Genomic DNA, 19,905 nt, shown 5'->3' with positions numbered 1-19,905 from the left:
CGGGGTGACCGCCTGCGTCGCTTTATGACCCGAAGGGGTTGACCCCACCGTCTATGTCGATGTCCGACAGGGAAATCTGGATCCCCCCTGTTCCGGCCCTGTCGGGCGTCGGCGCCTCACAACGAAAAGCCCCGGTCCGCCGGGGCTTTTCGCGTTGGGCCCTTGTCATTGCTGGCGCGGCGCCGGCGACCGGCGAAAAACGGGCATAAAAAAGGGCCGGTAGTCCCCCGACTACCGGCCCCCAGCTCCCCCAACGTGCGCGTGACTGGCCCCTGTTCCAATTCCAGTCATACGCCCCTGACGCATTGCCACGTTGGGTGCAGTAGGAATATCTGCAGATTGCGTGCCAACTTGAGGCCCGGATCTGCAATTTGTGATGCAACCGCTAAAATTCCTGTTCACACCCTGGGCGACCCGCCTTGCCGCCCCCTGCCGCCGGCCCCGCGCCGGCCGACGAGACCCCGATGAGCGACTCTTTCTACCGCCATGACGTGATCGTGATCGGCGGCGGCCATGCCGGCACCGAGGCGGCGCTGGCGTCCGCGCGCGCCGGCGCCCGCACCCTGCTGCTGACCCACAACGTGGAGACGGTGGGGGCGATGAGCTGCAACCCGGCCATCGGCGGCATCGGCAAGGGCCACCTGGTCAAGGAGATCGACGCGCTGGGCGGGGCGATGGCCCAGGCCGCGGATCTGGCCGGCATCCAATGGCGCACCCTCAACGCGTCCAAGGGCCCGGCGGTGCGCGCGACCCGCTGCCAGGCCGACCGCAGCCTGTACCGCAGCGCGATCCGGCGCCTGGTCGAGGCGCAGCCGAACCTGACCGTGTTCCAGGCCGCGGTGGACGACCTGGTGATGGACGGCGAGCGCGTGCGCGGCGTGCTGACCCAGACCGGGCTGCGTTTCGAGGCGGCCGCGGTGGTGTTGACCGCCGGCACCTTCCTGGCCGGCAAGATCCACATCGGCCAGACCCAGTACGCCGGCGGCCGCGCCGGCGATCCGCCGGCCACCGCGCTGGCGCAGGCGCTGCGCGACGGCCGCTTCGGCGTGGACCGGCTCAAGACCGGCACCCCGCCGCGCATCGACGGGCGCAGCCTGGACTACGCGGCGATGGAGGAACAGCCCGGCGACGATCCGCTGCCGGTGATGTCGTTCCTGGGCGAGGTGGCGCAGCACCCGCGCCAAGTCTCGTGCTGGATCACCCACACCACCGAGCGCACCCACGCCATCATCCGCGGTGCGCTGGACCGCTCGCCGCTGTACACCGGCCAGATCGAAGGCATCGGCCCGCGCTACTGCCCCTCGATCGAGGACAAGGTCGTGCGCTTCGCCGAGAAGGCCAGCCACCAGATCTTCGTCGAGCCGGAAGGCCTGGACGTGGTCGAGATCTATCCCAACGGCATCTCCACCTCGCTGCCGTTCGATGTGCAACTGGAGCTGGTGCGCTCGATCCGCGGCTTCGAGCGCGCGCACATCACCCGCCCCGGCTACGCCATCGAATACGACTTCTTCGACCCGCGCGGGCTCAAGGCCTCGCTGGAGACCAAGGCCATGCCCGGGCTGTTCTTCGCCGGGCAGATCAACGGCACCACCGGCTACGAGGAAGCCGCCGCGCAGGGCCTGATCGCCGGCCTCAACGCCGCGCGCCAGGTGCGCGGTCTGGAGCCGTGGTCGCCGCGTCGCGACCAGGCCTACATCGGCGTGCTGATCGACGACCTGATCACCCATGGCACCAGCGAGCCGTACCGCATGTTCACCAGCCGCGCCGAATACCGGCTGCAGTTGCGCGAGGACAACGCCGACGCGCGCCTGACCGGCATCGGCCACGACCTGGGCATCGTCGACGAAGCGCGCTGGGCGCGGTTCCAGGCCAAGCAGGAGGCGGTGGCGCGCGAGAACGAGCGTCTGCGTGCGCTGTGGGCCACGCCGGGCAACGCGCTGGGCCGCGAGGTCGCGGCGACGCTGGGCGTGGCGGTGAGCCGCGAGACCACCGTGCTGGACCTGATCAAGCGCCCGGAGCTGGACTACGCCGCGCTGATGCGGGTGCCGTCGCTGGGTCCCGGCGTGGCCGACGCGCAGGTGGCCGAACAGGTGGAGATCGGCATCAAGTACGCCGGCTACCTGGACCGCCAGCGCGAGGAGATCGCGCGCCAGCAGCGCCACGAGGACACCCCGATCCCGGCCGCCTTCGACTACGCGCAGGTGCGCGGGCTGTCGGCCGAAGTGCAGCAGAAGCTCGAGCGCGTGCGCCCGCAGACCGTGGGCCAGGCGCAGCGCATCCCCGGCATGACCCCGGCGGCGATCTCGCTGCTGCTGGTGCATCTGGAACGCGCGCGGCGTAGCCGGGTGGCGTGATGGCGCCTTCGATCGACGTTGCAGCGCCCGCGCCCTCCGCCTCGCCCGACATGGCGATCCACCCGATCGCCGCCGACAAGCGCGCTGCCGTGCTCACCGCGCTGCAGGACATCGAACAGCGCCACGATGTCCGCATCCTGCTGGCCTGCGAATCCGGCAGCCGCGGCTGGGGCTTTTCCTCGCCCGACAGCGACTACGACGCGCGCTTCGTCTATGTGCATCAGCCGGACTGGTACCTCACCGTCAACGAACGGACCGGGCCGGGCGAGCCACAGCGCGACGTGATCGAGCTGCCGATCGACAGCGACCTGGATGTCAGCGGTTGGGACCTGCGCAAGGCCTTGCGCTTGGTGTCCAAATCCAACCCGACCTTGCTGGAGTGGCTGCAGTCGCCGGTGGTGTACCGGCAGGACGCCGCGGCCGTGGCGACGCTGCGGGAGATGGCCGAACGCTTCTATTCGCCGCTGGCGACCTGGTGGCATTACTTCAGCATGGCCAAGGGCAACTACCGCGGCTATCTGCGCGGCGAGCGCATCCGCACCAAGAAGTACCTTTACGTGTTGCGGCCCGTGCTGGCCTGCCAATGGATCGAACGTGGGCACGGCATGCCGCCGATGGCCTTCGCCTCCCTGCTGGATGCCCTGGTTCCGTCCGGTGCCCTGCGCGAGGCGATCGACGCCTTGCTGGACAAGAAACGCGCATCGGCCGAGGTCGAGGACGGCCCGCGGATTCCGGCGATCAGCGATTTCCTGGACGCGGAGTTGCAGCGGATGGAGGCCAGCGCACCGCCGCTGCCGGCGGGCAGCGGCGACCAGCGCGAGCTGGACGAGGCGTTCCGGCAACTGCTGGGCATCACTCCGCGCTGAGTGCGGCGCGGCAGACCGGCCGCGCGTCACCGTGCAAATCAACGGCATCCGCGCTGCGGGCTGCCGATGTCACCAAGCGGCCAGCCGCTCCTTTGTTTTTCCCTTCTCCCCTCGGGAGAAGGTGCCCCGAAGGGGCGGATGAGGGTACGGATGGTGCACTAAGGTCCGGAGCGGCGCTGCGCTCCCGGACCCTCACCCCAACCCCTCTCCCGGGGGGAGAGGGGCTTTGACTACGGAAGCCGACGCATCCGCGCGACTGGCACATGGCTCCAGGCGAGGCAGCGCGTGCCAGCACCGGCGGCGATTGCCGGGAGGTGGTACGCGCTGCGGTGAGGCTCAGTCCTACGTGGCCACCGGCAGCAGCCGCTGGCGCAGCAGCAGCGCGGCCAGGTCCAGGGTTTCGCCGGCCACGCGCATCACGCTGCCCATGTTGATGAAGCCGTGGATCATGCCGGGGTGGACGCGCACCAGGGTTTCCACGCCGGCCTCGCGCAGGCGCTGCGCGTAGTGCAGGCCTTCGTCGTGCAGCGCGTCGCGCTCGGCGAGCACCACCAGCGCCGGGGCGACGCCGGCCACGTCCGGCGCGACCACCGGCGAGATGCGCCAGTCCGACCCCAGCGACGGGTCGGGCAGGTACTGACGGTCGAAGAAGCGCATCGCCGCTTCGGTCAACGGCGGGATGCCGGCGTTGTGCACGCGCGAGGGGAAGGGATTGTCCGCACGCAGGTTGGTCAGCGGATAGATCAGGATCTGGCAGCGCAGGGCGATGCCGGCATCGCGTGCGGCCACTGCGGCGCTGGCCGCCAGGGCGCCGCCCATGCTGTCGCCGGCGATGGCCAAGCGCTGCGGATCGGCGCCGACCTCGCCTGGGTGCGCGGCCAGCCACTGCACCACCGCGATCACGTCCTCGATAGCAGCCGGCGCCGGATGCTCGGGCGCCAGCCGGTAGTCCACCGCCAGCACCTGGCAACCGGCACGCGCAGCCAGTTGCCTGCACACGTCGTCGTGCGAATCGAGGTCGCCGACCACGCCACCGCCGCCGTGCGCGTAGAGGCAGGTCGGCGCCGGCCCCGTGTCGAGGCCGTGCGGGCGGTACAGGCGTAGCGGAATCGGGGCGGCCGGGCCCGGTGCCTGCAGGTCGCGCAGCTCGGCCATCTCCACGCGCGGGAAACCGAACTGCGCGGCGACGCCGCGCATCATCGCCCGCGCCTGGGGCAAGGGCAGTTCCTCCATCGGCGGCTGCCCGGACTGCTGGGCCTGGGCGAAGAAACGCACGACGTCTGGATCGAAATACATGGGTGGCCCTCCCGGGGCGGCTACGCAAGCGGCGTCGGGCAGATTGTTATTTTCAATAACCATTTTCGCAAATAAGCGAACCGGGACGCCCGTGCGCGCCAGCGGCGGATCAGCGACAGGCGGCCGATCGTCGCGGCGCGGATGCGCGTGCGATGCAGGCGTGGCGAGGCATTGCGCGGCTTGGGGCACACGCTGGCGGCGGGCGCGCACGCGGTGCCGCCACATTGCGGCGCAGCATGGACTTGCGCGCTGCGTGGCGGAACGCGGCTCAGTCGTCCTGCGCGGCGGCTTCGCGGCCCTGCTGGCGGATGATGGCTTCCTGCCGCGCGTCCTCGATCGAGGCGCGCACGGCGCGCACGTCGGCGCGACGGCTGTCGAAGGTGAAGCGGCCGGTGAGCACGCTGTCCGGGCGCAGCGTGCCCTTCTCGTACAGCGCCCACATCTCCTCGCCGTAGTGGGTGGCATTGAGCTCGGGCGCGAAGCGGCCCAGGCAGTCGCGCAGGTTATGCACGTCGCGCAGCAGCATGCTGCGGGCGGCGTTGTTGCCGGCGGCGCTGACCACCTGCGGGAAGTCGATCACCACCGGACCATCGGCGCCGACCAGCACGTTGTATTCGGACAGGTCGCCGTGGACCAGGCCCAGGCACAGCATCCTGACCACGTCGCCGACCAGTTGCGCGTGGAAGGCCTGCGCCTGCGCCGGCTCCAGTTCGACTTCGCTGAGCCGCGGCGCGCTCTGCCCATCGGCGTCGGTGACCAGGTCCATCAGCAGCACGCCGTGGAAGTAGCCGCGCGGTTGCGGCACGTGCACGCCGGCGTCCACCAGCTGGTACAGGGTGTTGGCCTCGGTGTCCTTCCACGCCGCTTCCTGCTCGCGGCGGCCGAACTTGCTGGCCTTGCCGATCGCCCGCGCCTGGCGGCTGCCGCGCACCTTGCGCCCTTCCTGGTACTGCACGCGCGCCTGGAAACTGCGCTGTGCCATGTCCTTGTAGACCTTGGCGCAGAGCACGTCGTCGCCGGCCTGGACCACGTAGACCGCGGCCTCCTTGCCGCTCTTGAGCGGGCGCAGCACGCCGTCGATGACGCCATCGTCGATCAGCGGCTGCAGGCTCGGGGGAATCTTCATCGGGTGCGGCATACCTGGAGTGAGTCGCCGCGATTATGGCCCAAGCCTGGTGCAGTGCCCGGCATGCCGCTGTGGCGTCGAGGGTGTCGCCAATGCGCTGAAGAGGCGTCCGGCGCGGCCTGCGGCGTGTGCGACGAACGATCGGCGGCGCGGCGGCATCCGGCATTTGTCTACGACGTCCGCCGGGGTGCATCGCCGCGTTCAGCTATCGAGACGGTGGCGCAGGGCTGTCGTGTTGTGTGCGGCGAGGGCGCGCGCGGCGTTGCCTGGGTGTATGGGGTTGGATAGGCGTTCGATTGCCGTCGCGTCGGGACTGAAGTCCCTCCCACAAGAGAAGCGTCGTGCGTGGCGACGCTCCTGCTCGCTCAGGCTCGCACAGGCCTGCTTCGCGCTCGCCGCAGGCCCGCCCTGGGGCCTGCCTCGATCGCGGTTCAGGGCGCGGTAGCGGCCTGAGCCTGGGCCTGGGCGTCGGCGCCGCCGCCGAGCACCTGGTACAGGGTGACGCGGTTGCTGGCGTCCTGCAGGCGCAGTGCGATCAGCGCCTGTTGCGCGGCGAACAGCGAACGCTGCGCATCCAGCACCGGCAGGTGGCCGTCCAGGCCGGCGCGGTAGCGCGCCTCGGCCAGGGTGTAGCTGCGCTGGCTGGCGTCGACCAGGGCCTGCTGCGCGGTCAGCTGCGCCTGCAGGTGGTCGCGCGTGGCCAGGGCGTCGGCCACTTCGGCGAAGGCCGACTGGATCGCCTTCTCGTACTGCGCCACGGCGATGTCCTTGCCGAGCTTGGAGGCGTCCAGCGAGGCCTTCAGCGCGCCCGCGTGGAAGATCGGCGCGGTGATGCTGGGCACGAACGACCAGGTGCGGCTGCCGGCGGAGAATAGCGTGGACAATGCATCGCTGCTGCGCCCGGTGGACGCGGTGAGGCTCAGCGACGGGAAGAACGCCGCGCGCGCGGCGCCGATGTCGGCATTGGCCGCCTGCAGGCTGTGCTCGGCGGCGAGCACGTCCGGACGCTGCAGCAACACCGTCGAGGACAGGTGCGCCGGCAGCGGCGCCAGCGCCACGCTGTCCTGCATCGCCTGCGCGGTGGGCAGCAGCGCCGCCTCCACCGGCGCGCCGACCAGCAATTGCAGCGCATCGCGCGCCTGCGCCAGCTGGGTGGCGGCGCTGGCGACGGCCACGCGCGCCGACTCCACGCTGGTCTGCTGCTGCGCCAGATCCAGCCCGGACGCGCTGCCGATGCTGTGGCGGCGTTCGGTCAGTTGCAGGGTCTGCGCCTGGCTGTCCAGGGTCTGCTGCGCCAGATCCAGTTGCGCCTGGTCGGCGCCCACGGTCAGCCACGCCGCGGCGACCTGGGCGACCAGGGTCAGGCGCACGTTACGCTGGTTTTCCGCACTGGACAGCCAGTTCTGCAGGGCTTCCTGCTTGAGACTGCGCAGTTGCCCGAACAGATCCAGCTGCCAGCTGCTCAGCCCCACCTGCAGGGTGTCGCTGGTGCTGACCTGGGAGACGCCGTCGTCGTTGCTGGCGGCGCTGCTGCGGCCGCGGCTCATGCTGGCGTTGGCATCGAACGAGGGCAACTGCGCGGCGCGCTGGATTCGGTACTGCGCACGCGCCTTGTCGATGGACAGCACCGCCACGCGCAGGTCGCGGTTGTTCTGCAAGGCCAGCGCGATGGTCTGGCGCAGCCGCGGATCCAGGAACACCTGCTGCCAGTCCGGCATCGCCAGCGTATCGGTGGCGGTGCCCGCGGCGGGTGCCGCGTCGACCGCCGCCAAGTCCGCCGGCACCGGCGCCGCCGGGCGCACGTAGGTCGGCGCCAGGGTGCAGCCGGACAGGGCCAGCAACGTGGCCACCGCCACGCTCATCCGAGAGATCGCGCTCATGCCTGCGCCTCCGACTTGGCGACCGCCGGTCCAGGGAACAGGCGGCGCACGATCACGTAGAACAGCGGCACGAAGAACAAGCCCAGGGTGATCGAGGCCAGGGTGCCGCCGGTGACGCCGGTGCCCAGCGAGTGGCGCGCGGCCGAGCCGGCGCCCTTGCTGAACACCAGCGGCAGCACGCCGAGCAGGAACGCCAGCGAGGTCATCAGGATCGGCCGCAGGCGCATCTGCACTGCGTGCAGGGTCGCGGCGAGCAGGCTTTCGCCGCGGTGCTCGAGGTCGCGCGCGAACTCGACGATGAGGATGCCGTTCTTCGCCGCCAGGCCCACCGTGGTCAGCAGGCCGACCTGGAAGTAGACGTCGTTCTCCAGGCCGCGCAAGGTCATCAGCAGCACCGCACCGAACACGCCCACCGGCACCGCCAGCATCACCGCGAACGGGATCGACCAGCTCTCGTACAGCGCCACCAGGCACAGGAACACGAACAGCAGCGAGATCGCGTACAGCGCCGGCGCCTGGTTGGCCGACAGCTTTTCCTGGTAGGCCATGTCCGACCACGCGTAGCCGAAGCCGTGCGGCAGTTGCTTGCTCAGTTCGGCCATCGCATCCATCGCCGCGCCGGAGCTGACCCCGGGCACCGCCTGGCCGGTCAGTTCCATCGCCGACACGCCGTTGTAGCGTTCCAGCGCCGCCGGCGCGCTGGTCCAGTGCGAGCGGGTGAACGCGGACATCGGCACCATGTCGCCGCCGCTATTGCGCACGGTCCAGCGGTCCAGGTCCTGCGGCGCCATGCGTGCGTCGGCATCGCCCTGCACGTAGACCTTCTTGATGCGGCCCTTGTAGATGAAGTTGTTGACGAAGTCGCCGCCGAGCGCGCTGTTGAGCGTGGCGTTGATGTCGCCCGGGTCCACGCCCAGCGCCTGCGCCTTGGCGTCGTCGATCTTGACCGCGTACACCGGTGCGTCTTCCAGGCTGGCGTAGCGCACGTTCATCAGCTTGGGATCGTGCTGGGCCAGCCACAGCAGCTTGTCGCGCGCGGCGACCAGGGCGGCATGGCCGGCGCCTTCGTAGTCCATCAGTTCGAAGGTGAAACCGGAGGCGTCGCCCAGGCCGGTGATCGCCGGCGGCGAGGTCACGAACAGTTCCGCGTCGGGCACGTCGGCCAGCGCCTTGTTCAGATGGTCGGCGATGGTCGCGGCATCGTCGTCGCGGTCGTCCCAGTCCTTCAGCCGCACGAAGGCCATGCCGACGTTCTGGCCGGCGCCGGTGACGCTGAAGCCGGCCGAGGACAGCACCGAGCGCACGCCCGGATCCTTCAGCGCGGCCTTGGTCAGCCGGTCGGTCACCGCCAGGGTCTGCTCCAGGGTGGAGCCGGCCGGCAGCTTGACCAGCACGTTGAGCATGCCTTCGTCCTCGTCGGGCAGGAACGCGCCGGGCAGGCGCCACAGCAGCAGGCCGGTGACCGCGATCAGCAGCGCATAGGCGACCAGGCCCAGCGCGCGCTTGCCCAGCACCCGCTCGACCAGCGTGCGGTAGCGCTCGGACAGGTGCCGGAAGCGGGTGTTGAACCAGATGAAGAACCAGCCCAGGCGCCCGTGCGAGCCGATCGGCGCCTCGCCCTGGTGCAGCGGCTTGAGGATGGTCACGCACAGCGCCGGGGTCAGGGTCATCGCCACCAGCACCGACAGGATCATCGAGGCGGCGATGGTGATCGAGAACTGCCGGTAGATCACGCCGGTGACGCCGTTGAAGAACGCCATCGGCACGAACACCGCGGTCAGCACCAGCACGATGCCGACCAGCGCGCCGCCGATCTGCTGCATCGAGCGCAGCGTGGCTTCCTTCGGCGGCAGGCCTTCCTGGCCCATCACCCGCTCCACGTTCTCCACCACCACGATGGCGTCGTCGACCAGCAGGCCGATCGCCAGCACCATCGCGAACATGGTCAGGGTGTTGATCGAGTAGCCGAACGCAGCGAGCACGCCGAAGGTGCCCATCAGCACCACCGGCACGGCGATGGTCGGGATCAGCGTGGCGCGCCAGTTCTGCAGGAACAGGTACATCACCGCCACCACCAGCAGCACCGCCTCGACCAGGGTGATGACCACCTCCTTGATCGAGGTGGTGACGAACGGCGTGGTGCTGAAGGCGATGTGGTAGTTGAAGCCATGCGGCCAGTACTGCTTGAGTTCCTGCAGGCGCTGGTCGATGGCCTTGGAGGTTTCCACCGCGTTGGCGTCGGAATTGAGCTCGATGCCCAGCGAGGCAGAGGGCTTGCCGTTGAAGCGGGTGATGCTGTCGTAGGTCTCCGGGCCCAGGCCGATCCTGGCCACGTCCGACAGGTGCACGGCCGCGCCGCTGGCATCGCTCTTGAGCACGATCGCGCCGAACTGCGCCGGGGTCTGCAGGCGGCTGCGGGTGGTCACGGTGGCGTCCAGGCGCTGCCCGCGCAGCGCCGGCTGGCCGCCGATCTCGCCGGCCGACACGTCGGTGTTCTGCGACTGCAGCGCGTTCTCCACGTCCGAGGGCATCAGCGCGTACTTGCGCAGCTTCTCCGGGTCCAGCCAGATGCGCATGGCGTATTCCGAGCCCATCGGCTGGATGTTGCCGACGCCGCTGACGCGGCTGATCTGGTCGTCGATGTTCGATTCCATGTAGTTGGCGACATCGAAGTTGTCCATGCTGCCGTCGTCGGAGGTGAACGCCACCACCTCGAACAGCGAGCCGCTGGACTTGGTGATGACCAGGCCGTTCTGCTGCACCGCCTGCGGCAACACCGACATCACCGACTGCAACTGGTTCTGCACCTGCACCTGCGCGGTGTCGGCGTTGGTGCCGGTCTCGAACACCAGGTTGACCTGCGCGGTGCCGTCCGAGGCGCTGGTGGAGGTCATGTACAGCAGGTGGTCCAGGCTCTGCTGCGACTGCTCGATCAGCTGGGTGACGGTGTTTTCCACCGTCTGCGCCGAGGCGCCGGTGTAGCTGGCGCGCACGGTGATGGTGGGCGGCGCCATGTGCGGATAGCGTTCGACCGGCAGCCCATGGATGGCCAGCATGCCGATCAGGACGATGACGATGGCCATGACCCAGGCCACCACCGGGTGGTTGACGAAGAAGCGCGACATGCGGGGGTCCTCAGTCGGCCTGGGCGTCGTCGCCCGGCAGCGCCGGCGCGGCATCGAGCTGGGCGGCGGTGACCGGATACGGCTGCGCCGGCTTGCCGAGTTCGGCACGGCTGCCGTTGACCACGATCAGGCGCTCGCCCGGCTTGAGCCCGGACTCCACCAGCCAGTCGTGGCCGATGGCCTCGCCGGTGCGAATGTGCCGCTCCACCACCTTGTCGTGCGCATCCAGCAGCTTCACCACCGGCTCGCCCTTGCTGTCGCGGGTCACCGCCTGCTGCGGCACCAGCACCGCGCCCTGGTCGGTGGCCATCGGCAGCACCGCGCGCAGGTACATGCCCGGCAGCAGCAGGTGTTCGGGATTGGGCACCACCGCGCGCAAGGTGACGTTGCCGGTGCCGGCGTTGACCTGGGTGCCGACGAATTCGAGGGTGCCGGCGTGCGGGTAGGTGCTGCCGTCCTCCAGCCGCACCTGCACCTGTGCCTTGCCGTCGATGGCGTGGATCTGCCCGGCGTCGAGCTGGCGGCGCAGCGCCAGCATCTGCGTGCTGGACTGGGTGACGTCCAGGTAGATCGGATCCAGGCGCTGGATGGTGGTCAGCGCCGCGTCCTGCGCGGCGGTGAGCAGCGCGCCGACGGTGTAGGCGGAGGTGCCGATGGTGCCGGAGATCGGCGCGGTGATGCGGGTGTAGTCGAGGTTGATGCGCGCCGCCTGCAACGCCGCCTTGGCCGCGACCACCGCCGCCTCGTCCTGGCGCAGCGCGGACACCGCGTCGTCGGCGTCCTGCTTGCTGGCCGCGTCCATGTCGGTGAGGCTGCGGGTGCGCTCGGCCTTGGGCCGCGCGCTGGCCAGGGCCGCCTCGGCCTGCACCAGGTTGCCGCGGGCGATGTCGTAGGCGGCCTGGTACGGCGCCGGATCGATCACGTACAGCGCCTGCCCGGCCTTGACCTCCTGGCCCTCCTGGAACAGGCGCTGGCGCAGCAGCCCGCCGACCTGCGGGCGCACGTCGGCGGTCTCGTAGGCCACGGTGCGTCCGGCCAGGGTGCGCTCCACCGGCAGCGTTCGCGCGCCCAGGGTCAGCACCCCCACCCGCGGCGGTGGCGCGGCCGCCGGCTTGTCGCCGGAGCAGCCTCCGGCCACGGCAATGGCCAGCAATACGGCACAGCGAACGGGACGACGAGGCGCCTGGAAGAGGTCGGACATGGGGAGTGCGGCTGGGAAGAAACGCGCAACGCTACTCCACGGATGTGTCGCATCGCACCATCCCTGTAACAGTGCGTTGTACGGGCTTCACCAAGGTCGGAGAAACGTCGGAAACCGGCACGCAGCGTCGCGTCGGCGGGCGCCGCCATTCGTTCTATTACCGAACACAAATGCGATAATCGCCCAACGTGCCGACGCGCTTTCCTGCCGCGGCGTGTCATCGTGCGCACGCCCCGCCTTCGCCACGCTCGTGGCCCTTCGCGGACGCCGTGCGTCTCCCCTGCAGAGGATCGAAAACGTGCAAACCCAATCGGATGTGTCGGCCGGCGGCCGGATCGTGCTGTGGAGCGTCGGCCTGCTGCTGGCGCTGATCGGACTGGCGCTGCTGGTCGGCGGCATCCGTCTGGCCACGCTCGGCGGCAGCCTCTACTTCCTGGCGATGGGCGCGGCCTGCGTAGTCTCTGCCGTGCTGCTGCTGCGCCGGCGCCCCGCCGGTGCCTGGCTGTACGCGCTGGCCTTCGTGCTGAGCGTGGCCTGGGCGTCCTGGGATGCGGGCCTGGCGTTCTGGCCGCTGGTGTCGCGGCTGATGATGCCGGCGGTGCTGGCGCTGCTGGTCGCCCTGGTCTACCCGAGCCTGCGCCGTGCCCGCGGCCTGCGCGGCGGCCGCGGCGCCTATGCGCTGGCGGCGGTGCTGGCGCTGGCCTGCGCCGGCGGCCTGGCCGGCATGTTCGTGCCGCATCCGCCGGTGGCCGCCAGCGGCCCCGGCCCGGCACCGGTGCCGGTGACCCCGGCGCAGGCGCAGCGCGACTGGAGCCACTACGGCAACACCGCCGGCGGCAGCCGTTTCGCCGCGCTGGACCAGATCGGCCGCGGCAACGTCGACCAGTTGCAGGTGGCCTGGACCTACCGCACCGGCGACATCGCCCTCAGCGACGGCAACGGCGCCGAGGACCAGACCACCCCGCTGCAGATCGGCGAGACGCTGTATGTGTGCACGCCGCACAACAACGTCATCGCGCTGGACGCCAGCAGTGGCCGGCAGCTGTGGAAGCGCGAGATCAACGCGCAGTCCTCGGTCTGGCAGCGCTGCCGCGGCCTGGCCTACTTCGATGCCGACGCGGCGCTGGCCCAGCCCAGCGCCGCCAATGCCTCGCCGGTGGCGGCGGCGGTGCTGCCGGCCGGCGCCAACTGCCGGCGCCGCGTGCTGACCAACACCATCGATGCGCGGCTGATCGCGCTGGATGCGGACACCGGCGCGTTCTGCAGCGGCTTCGGCCAGAACGGCCAGGTCGACCTGAAGGCCGGCCTCGGCGCCGCACCCGATCCGTTCTACCAGTTGACCTCGGCGCCGACTGTGGCCGGGACCACGGTGGTGGTGGGCGGCCGCGTCGCCGACAACGTCCAGGCCGACATGCCCGGCGGCGTGATCCGCGGCTTCGACGTGATCACCGGTGCGCAGCGCTGGGCCTTCGACCCGGGCAACCCGCAGGACACGCAGCCGCCGGCCGCGGGCAAGACCTACGTGCGCAGCACGCCGAACGTGTGGGCGCCGATGTCCTACGACGCCGCGTCCAACACGGTGTTCCTGCCGATGGGCAGCCCGTCCACCGACCTGTACGGTGCCGAGCGCAGCGCGCTGGATCACCGCTTCGGCGCCTCGATCACCGCGCTGGACGCGAGCACCGGCCAGGTCAAGTGGGTCTACCAGACCGTGCACAACGATCTGTGGGACTTCGACCTGCCGATGCAGCCGAGCCTGATCGACTTCCCGATGGCCGACGGCCGCAAGGTGCCGGCGCTGATCATCGGCACCAAGGCCGGCCAGCTGTACGTGCTCGACCGCGCCACCGGCACACCGCTGACCGAGGTCCGCGAGGTGCCGGTGAAGGCCGCCGACATCCCGCACGAACCGTATGCGCTGACCCAGCCGCTGTCGGTGGGCATGCCGCAGATCGGCACCAAGCACCTGACCGAAGCGGACATGTGGGGCGCCACCCTGCTGGACCAGATGCTGTGCCGCATCGCCTTCAAGAAGATGCGCTACGAGGGCCTGTACACCGCGCCCGGCACCGACGTGTCGCTGAGCTTCCCCGGCTCGCTGGGCGGCATGAACTGGGGCGGGTTGTCGGTCGACCCGGTGCACGACGTGGTGTTCGCCAACGACATGCGCCTGGGGCTGTGGGTGCAGATGATTCCGCAGAAGGCGCAGAAGGCCGCCGCCTCCAGCGGCGGCGAGGCGGTCAACACCGGCATGGGCGCGGTGCCGCTGAAGGGCACGCCGTACGCGGTCAACAAGAACCGCTTCCTGTCGGCGCTGGGCATCCCCTGCCAGGCGCCGCCGTTCGGCACGCTCAGCGCGATCGACCTGAAGACCCGCCGCATCGCCTGGCAGGTGCCGGTGGGCACCGTGCAGGACACCGGCCCGCTCGGGTTCAAGATGCACCTCCCGATCCCGGTCGGCATGCCGACGCTGGGCGGCACCCTGGCCACGCAGAGCGGCCTGGTGTTCATCGCCGGCACCCAGGACTACTACCTGCGTGCCTTCGACAGCGGCACCGGCAAGGAACTGTGGAAGGCACGGCTGCCGGTGGGCAGCCAGGGCGGGCCGATGACCTACGTGTCGACCAAGACCGGCAAGCAATACATCGTGATCACCGCCGGCGGCGCGCGGCAGTCGCCGGACCGCGGCGACTACGTGATCGCCTACGCCTTGCCGAACGCCAAGTAGGAAAACGGCACGCCATTGCCACCTGCGTGCGGTGGCAATGGATGGACCCGCGTTCGTGAGACCTCACAGCGCCTCGACCGAGGCGCCGCATGTTGGCCGACACAGGGGCACGGCGCCGATCGGGTGACGCAGGACAGGCCGCGCCGCAAAGCGCGTTGTCCTCGAAGCCAGGAACAGACCCGCCCCGCGCCGACTGCCCTCACCGCGCCGGCTGCAGCCGCATCGTCAGCACCGCGGCAATGGCCACCAGCAGCGGCAACGCCAGCACGTAGTACAGGTTGGCCGGCTGCCAGCCGGCGTCGACCAGCACGCCGACGGTCATCGGCGAGAGGATCGCGCCGACGCGGCCGATGCCGATCGCCCAGCCCAGGCCGGTGGTGCGCACGGTGGGCGCGAACACGATCGGCGCTACCGCATACAGGCCGGCCATCGAGCCGAACAGCGCCGCACCGATCACGAAGGCCACGGGGAAGGCCAGCTGCAACTGCGTGCCGAGCGTGGCGAACGCCGCCATTCCCAGTGCGGCGATCAGGAAGCTGGCCGCGGTCAACCGCGGCAGCAAAAAGCGTGCGGCCAGACCGCCGAACAACGCGCCGCCGACGATGCCGCCCAGGTTCAGCAGCACGCCGCCGGTGACACCCTGCTCGGCCGACAGCCCGGCTTGCACCAGCAGTTTCGGCGTCCAGCTCAGCACGAAATAGAAGGCGAACATGTGCATGAAGAAACCCAACGCGATCAGCACACTGTTGCGGCGCAGGTGCGGGGTGAACAGCGCCGCGTAGCCGGCCTTCTCCTGCACCGGCGGGCGCGGCGGCAGGGCATCCAGGGTCGGTGCGCGCATGCGCGTCAGCAGCGCGTTGAGCCGCGCCAGCGCATCCGGCGGGCGCCGGCTGAGCAGGAAATCCAGCGACTCCGGCAGCAGCGCCAACACCACCGGGATGCACAGCAGCGAGGCGAGTGCGCCGAACAGGAAGGCCGCATGCCAGCCCCAGCGTTCCAGCAGCATCGCGGCGATCAACCCGCCCAGCGTGGCGCCGATGGGATAGCCGGTGGCCTGCAGCGCCACCGCGGTGCTGCGCCACTTCGGACTGGCGTATTCGGCGGTGATCACACCGACGCCGGCAAGCATGCCGCCGATGCCGATGCCGGTGAACACGCGCAGCGCGGCCAGTTGCCAGATGTTCTGCGCCAGCGCCGAGGCAGCCATGCCGACGGTCAGGATCACCAGGCAGCACAGGATCATGTTGCGCCGGCCCCAGCGGTCGGCCAGCGGCGCCAGCAGCAGCGAGCCCAGCGCCATGCCCACCAGCCCGGCGCTGAGCGCGATCCCCAGCAGCTTGCCGGACAGGTGCCAGGCCTCCGACACGTGCGGGGCGATGAAGGCCATCACCATCACGTCGAAGCCGTCCAGCATGTTCAACAGCACGCAGACCGCGATGGCCGTCCACTGGAAACCGCTCATGCGGTCCAGGACGAGCGCGGTGGGCGGGGCGGCGGCATGGCTCATGGGGTCACTCCTGCTGGAACGGCGAACGAGAACCGCGGCGATGCGGCGTCACTTGGCGGGCGCAGCCGCGTGCAAGGCGTCGAGCGCCTGGCGCAGGCGCGCCGCGTCGATCTGCCCCGGCGCCGAGGCGCTGCCGAGCATGCCGAAGGTCAGGCTCTGCCCGAAGGTGCCGCCGGACAGCCGCGACACCGCGCCCAGCGGCCCCATCGCCATGGTCAGCAGCGGCTGCCCGCTGCGCTGGCGCATCTGCCAGGTGGCGTCGAGCAGGTGCAGCACGTCGCCGGGATCGCGCGGCATCACCGCGATCTTCAGCACGTCGGCGCCCAGCGCCTGCTGCCGCTGCAGCCGCGCCACGATCTCCGCCACCGGCGGGGTGGCGTGGAAATCGTGGCTGGACATCACCACGTACACGCCCTGCCGATGCGCGCGCTCGACCACCTGCCGCAGCACCGCCGGGTCGCGGAACATCTCCACGTCGAGCAGGTCGGCGAAGCGCGCCTCCAGCAGGCGCGCGTACAGCGCGCCGTAGGCGGCATCGTCGATCGCCACCGCACCGCCCTCGGCCTTGGTGCGGAAGGTCAGCAGCAGCGGCTTGCCGTGCAGTGCCTGCGCCAGGCGCGGCCCCAGGGCCGCCAGCGCGGCCGCGTCGGTGGCCCCGTCCATCAGGTCGATGCGCCACTCGGCCAGGTCCGCATCGGGCGAGGCGGCGATGCGCTGCGCCTGCGCCAGCGCCTCCCCGGCATCGTGCGCGGTGATCGGCACGATGATCTTGGGCAGGCCGGCACCGATGGCGAGCCCGCGGATCTGCAGCACGCGCGGCGGCGGCAGCGGCGCGGCTGCGGATGGCGCGGCGGGAGTCGCTGCGGGTGCGGCCTGCAGCGGCGACGCCAGCAGCAGGCCGGCGCAGCACAGGAAGGTCAGTCGTCGTGGGAACAAGGGCATCGGGATCGGCCTGGGCAGGAGGCGCGCAGCGCGCGCTCAGAAGGTGAGCTTGACCTGCAGCCCCACCGCCAGCGCGTTGTCGGTACGCGCATAGGCGAAGGTGCCGGGGTTGACGATGTACTGCACGTCCGGCCGCAGCATCAGCCATGGCGTCAGCTGCGCGCTGTAGGACAGTTCGTAGAGTTCCTCGGCGGTATCGAGCGCGAACACCGGCGCCTCCGGCGGCACGCCGGCATCGAGCAGCGCCGCCCTCCGCGCGTCGAGCAGGCGGTGGTTGATGTCGGCGCCGACGTAGCCCAGGGCGATGCGGTCCTGGCTGCGCCGGCCGATGCCCTGGTAGACGCCGCCCAGCGCGTACCAACGGGTGATCTGCGCGGTGGCATGGTCGGACACCATGTACTGGGCGAAGCCGGTGAGGCCGCGACCGCGCTCGCCGCCGGGCGAATACAGCTTCTGTTCCACCAGCAGGTAGGCGCCGTCGCGGCCGGTGGTGGCGCGCGGGTCCAGGCCCTTGCGCGGCACCCGCGAGGAGTCGTAGTAGCCGCCGAACTTGTAGGTGCCCGGATAGGCGCCGCCGGCACCCGGCGTCCAGGTGAATTCGACGGGGAACAGCGAGCCGGTGGTGCCGCGCGCGGTCAGGTCGAAGGCGGTGTGCACGTTGTTGTTGGTGCTGGGGTTGACCTGGAACCAGCCGACCCGCAGGTTCGCCGCCGGCGTCAGTTGCTGCGCCACCTCCGCGCCCCAGCGCGCGTTCGGATAGTTGTACCAGCCGCTGTTGCCGGACATCGCCAGCGGATGTGCGCAGAACGCGGCGTTGACGAAGTTGGTCAGCAGCGTGTGCGCGCCGAACTGGTTGCCCATCGCATAGAAGCCGGCCTTGATGTAGCTGCGCCCGTCGTTGAAGCGGCGGTCGTAGCTCAGTTCGGTCAGCCGGGTGAACTGGCCGCCGTAGGCCTCCTGGATCGGGAAGCGGTTGCCGAGCAGATCGGCCGAGGTGCTGCGGCCGCGGCGGTCGTTGACGGTCACGTGCAGCGTGCCGCCGTCCCAGCCGGCCAGTTTCGCCAGGTCCAGGTCCACGCCCAGCCGGACCTGCTGCGCGTAACGCGCGCCGCGCTCGCCGCGGCCGCCGTCGACCAGGCCCATGGCTTCGCCGACGTAGTCGCCGCGCACGCTGACGCCGCGCCGCAGCCAGTCGCTGCGCGTGCCGCCCCAGTCGCCGCTGAAGGTGCTGTGCGCCAGGTCGGCGGCGTCCTGCGCGGCGGCGACCGCCGGGACGAGGGCGATGGCCACGGCCAGCAAAGACCAGGCCGGCAACGGCGGCAGGCGGCGCGGCGCACGCGCGCCGGCGGAGACGACGCGGCTCACGGCGCCACCGCCAGCGGCGCGCTGAGCGGCGAGGTCGCGCCGTCGTCGCTGGTGACGGTGGCGGTGAGCGTGGCCAGCGCCGCGCCGTCGCCCTCCAGCGGCAGCGCGAAGCGGCCCTGCCCCTGCGCATCCACCGCCGCCTCGACGCGGCCGAGATAGCGTTCGGCTTCGTCTTCGCCGCGATTGCGATTGCCGAACAGCTCCACCGTGTACAGATGGCCGGGACGGCCGACGAAGCTGCCCTGCACCTGCGGCACGCCGGCGCCGCGCTCGATCGCACGCAACTGCGGGGCGGCCTGGCCGAAGTTCGGCGCAGGCTGGCAGCCGTCCGCCGCGGAGGCGCCGCAGATCGCCGCGCGCTTGCGCGGGTCCGGATCGACGCCGATGCCGCGCGAACCGACGAAGGGCGCGTGCTCCAGGCCCGGCACGCCGAACACGATGGCGCCGCGCGGCTGGCCCGGCACGCAGGCGCCGCCGGCGAAACAGCGTTCGATCTTCAGGCCGTTGCCGGACAGCAGGTTGGCGCTGAACCGGTTGGCTTCGCTGCGCGGCTGCGGGCGCACCGCGATGCCGATGCCGTTGCCGGTCAGGCGGTTGCCCTCGATCAGGTTGTCGCGGCCGGTGACGCTGACCCCGATCGAATTGCCGGCGAAGTCGTTGTCGGCGATGGTGTTGCGGTTGCCCCAATTGATCTGCAACCCGTCGGAGTAGCGCTCGAAGCGGTTGCGCAGCACGGTGTTGTCGTTGCCCCACAGGATCTCGATGCCCTGCGAGGGCTCGGGGTTGGCGTCGGTGGAGCGGAACACGTTGTCGGCCACCAGGTTCCAGGCCGCGCCGCGGGTCAGTTCCAGGCCGTCGCCGTTGTCGAGGAAGGTGTTGCGCTCGATGCGGTTGCGCACCGTGGTGGTGGCGGTGGACTGGCCGCTGCCGTCGTCGCCGGTCAGCATCACCCCGGCGCCGCCGTGGTTGGCGACGATGCGGTTGTCGCGCAGCACATTGTCGCTGGCGCGGTTGAGCAGCACGCCGATGCAGAAGTTGCGGATCTCCAGGCCGCTCAGTTCCACGCCCCGGGTGTCGCGCAGCACCAGGCCCGGCAGCGTGGTGCTGCGCACGTTGGTGCCGAACTGGCCCTTCTCCGCACCCGGGCAGGCGGCGGTGCCCTTGCCGTGGATGTAGCCGGCGCCGTCGATGGCGATGTACTGGCCATCGTGCGCCCGCGCAAGGCCCACCACCTGCAGCGGCCCCTGCAGCGCCGGCAGCGGCGCGCGCGGGCGGATCACGTACGGCGGCGCGCCTACTGCGGCGATCTCGATGCGGTAACGGCCGGGCGCCTGGTTGGCGGTGGTGATCGCCCAGCGCAGCGATCCCGGGGCATCGTCGTCGGCGTAGCGGTCCACGGTGAGCACGCTGCGCTCCGGCGGCGCCGGCTCGGCCTGGTAGGCGCGCACGGCACCGGGAAGCAGGGCCGCCGCCAATAGGGCCAGGCCGCGGGAAAACGCACAGGACATGCACCAT

The 19,905-nt window shown here is 70.7% G+C and carries 12 protein-coding genes; 3 read left to right on the top strand and 9 right to left on the bottom strand.

Annotation, left to right across the window (positions count from 1 at the left end; translation table 11 throughout):
* Positions 1–464 precede the first annotated feature (464 nt).
* Together mnmG and AC1PK7_RS02095 are read left to right on the top strand one after the other, a co-directional pair.
* A complete protein-coding gene (gene mnmG / locus AC1PK7_RS02100) occupies positions 465–2,354 on the top strand; it encodes a tRNA uridine-5-carboxymethylaminomethyl(34) synthesis enzyme MnmG (RefSeq protein ID WP_481099708.1) in 1,890 nt (629 codons plus the stop codon).
* A complete protein-coding gene (locus AC1PK7_RS02095; protein WP_420008708.1) occupies positions 2,354–3,220 on the top strand; it encodes a nucleotidyltransferase domain-containing protein in 867 nt (288 codons plus the stop codon). Before mnmG ends, AC1PK7_RS02095 begins: the two co-directional genes overlap by 1 nt.
* A 342-nt stretch (positions 3,221–3,562) precedes the next feature.
* Here the strand turns inward: AC1PK7_RS02095 and AC1PK7_RS02090 are convergent, their stop codons facing one another.
* From AC1PK7_RS02090 to AC1PK7_RS02070, 5 genes are all read right to left on the bottom strand, one after another.
* Positions 3,563–4,516, bottom strand: a complete 954-nt coding sequence (locus tag AC1PK7_RS02090; RefSeq protein WP_010341879.1) for an alpha/beta hydrolase — start codon at positions 4,514–4,516, stop codon at positions 3,563–3,565.
* A 268-nt stretch (positions 4,517–4,784) separates the two neighbouring features.
* On the bottom strand, positions 4,785–5,642 hold the full coding sequence (locus AC1PK7_RS02085) for a PA4780 family RIO1-like protein kinase (RefSeq protein ID WP_010341880.1): 858 nt from the start codon (positions 5,640–5,642) through the stop codon (positions 4,785–4,787).
* Positions 5,643–6,073: 431 nt separating this feature from the next.
* Complete coding sequence (locus AC1PK7_RS02080; protein ID WP_481099707.1) at positions 6,074–7,522, bottom strand: efflux transporter outer membrane subunit; 1,449 nt, start codon at positions 7,520–7,522, stop codon at positions 6,074–6,076.
* On the bottom strand, positions 7,519–10,647 hold the full coding sequence (locus tag AC1PK7_RS02075; protein ID WP_481099706.1) for a multidrug efflux RND transporter permease subunit: 3,129 nt from the start codon (positions 10,645–10,647) through the stop codon (positions 7,519–7,521). Before AC1PK7_RS02075 ends, AC1PK7_RS02080 begins: the two co-directional genes overlap by 4 nt.
* A gap of 10 nt (positions 10,648–10,657) precedes the next feature.
* A complete protein-coding gene (locus AC1PK7_RS02070) occupies positions 10,658–11,848 on the bottom strand; it encodes an efflux RND transporter periplasmic adaptor subunit (protein ID WP_029561938.1) in 1,191 nt (396 codons plus the stop codon).
* A 298-nt stretch (positions 11,849–12,146) separates the two neighbouring features.
* Between AC1PK7_RS02070 and AC1PK7_RS02065 the strand changes: the two genes are divergently transcribed.
* Positions 12,147–14,576 carry a membrane-bound PQQ-dependent dehydrogenase, glucose/quinate/shikimate family gene (locus AC1PK7_RS02065; RefSeq protein WP_481099705.1) on the top strand — a complete coding sequence of 810 codons (2,430 nt, stop codon included), beginning with the start codon at positions 12,147–12,149 and terminating at the stop codon, positions 14,574–14,576.
* A 199-nt stretch (positions 14,577–14,775) separates the two neighbouring features.
* Here AC1PK7_RS02065 and AC1PK7_RS02060 read toward each other — a convergent pair whose 3' ends face one another.
* Genes AC1PK7_RS02060 through AC1PK7_RS02045 form a run of 4 tightly spaced genes read right to left on the bottom strand, consistent with a single transcriptional unit; the run spans position 14,776 to position 19,898 of the window.
* On the bottom strand, positions 14,776–16,083 hold the full coding sequence (locus tag AC1PK7_RS02060) for an MFS transporter (protein ID WP_481099704.1): 1,308 nt from the start codon (positions 16,081–16,083) through the stop codon (positions 14,776–14,778).
* Between the two features lie 48 nt (positions 16,084–16,131).
* Complete coding sequence (gene aroD, locus AC1PK7_RS02055) at positions 16,132–17,025, bottom strand: type I 3-dehydroquinate dehydratase (RefSeq protein WP_481099703.1); 894 nt, start codon at positions 17,023–17,025, stop codon at positions 16,132–16,134.
* A gap of 36 nt (positions 17,026–17,061) precedes the next feature.
* The gene (locus tag AC1PK7_RS02050; RefSeq protein WP_481099702.1) at positions 17,062–18,390 is read right to left on the bottom strand and encodes a carbohydrate porin; all 1,329 of its coding nucleotides are present in this window, start codon (positions 18,388–18,390) and stop codon (positions 17,062–17,064) included.
* Positions 18,387–19,898, bottom strand: a complete 1,512-nt coding sequence (locus AC1PK7_RS02045) for a right-handed parallel beta-helix repeat-containing protein (protein WP_481099701.1) — start codon at positions 19,896–19,898, stop codon at positions 18,387–18,389. Before AC1PK7_RS02045 ends, AC1PK7_RS02050 begins: the two co-directional genes overlap by 4 nt.
* Positions 19,899–19,905: the final 7 nt, after the last annotated feature.

The organism is Xanthomonas sp. NCPPB 3174, from assembly GCF_056725205.1.
Note: the sequence above shows the minus strand (reverse complement) of the source record. Positions and strands in the feature narration are given on the sequence as shown.

Bases quoted from the DNA above. Each gene is read 5' to 3' on its own strand.
- mnmG (WP_481099708.1), top strand. From the start codon at position 465: ATGAGCGACTCTTTCTACCGCCATGACGTGATCGTGATCGGCGGCGGC.
- AC1PK7_RS02095 (WP_420008708.1), top strand. From the start codon at position 2,354: ATGGCGCCTTCGATCGACGTTGCAGCGCCCGCGCCCTCCGCCTCGCCC.
- AC1PK7_RS02090 (WP_010341879.1), bottom strand. From the start codon at position 4,516: ATGTATTTCGATCCAGACGTCGTGCGTTTCTTCGCCCAGGCCCAGCAG.
- AC1PK7_RS02085 (WP_010341880.1), bottom strand. From the start codon at position 5,642: ATGAAGATTCCCCCGAGCCTGCAGCCGCTGATCGACGATGGCGTCATC.
- AC1PK7_RS02080 (WP_481099707.1), bottom strand. From the start codon at position 7,522: ATGAGCGCGATCTCTCGGATGAGCGTGGCGGTGGCCACGTTGCTGGCC.
- AC1PK7_RS02075 (WP_481099706.1), bottom strand. From the start codon at position 10,647: ATGTCGCGCTTCTTCGTCAACCACCCGGTGGTGGCCTGGGTCATGGCC.
- AC1PK7_RS02070 (WP_029561938.1), bottom strand. From the start codon at position 11,848: ATGTCCGACCTCTTCCAGGCGCCTCGTCGTCCCGTTCGCTGTGCCGTA.
- AC1PK7_RS02060 (WP_481099704.1), bottom strand. From the start codon at position 16,083: ATGAGCCATGCCGCCGCCCCGCCCACCGCGCTCGTCCTGGACCGCATG.
- aroD (WP_481099703.1), bottom strand. From the start codon at position 17,025: ATGCCCTTGTTCCCACGACGACTGACCTTCCTGTGCTGCGCCGGCCTG.
- AC1PK7_RS02045 (WP_481099701.1), bottom strand. From the start codon at position 19,898: ATGTCCTGTGCGTTTTCCCGCGGCCTGGCCCTATTGGCGGCGGCCCTG.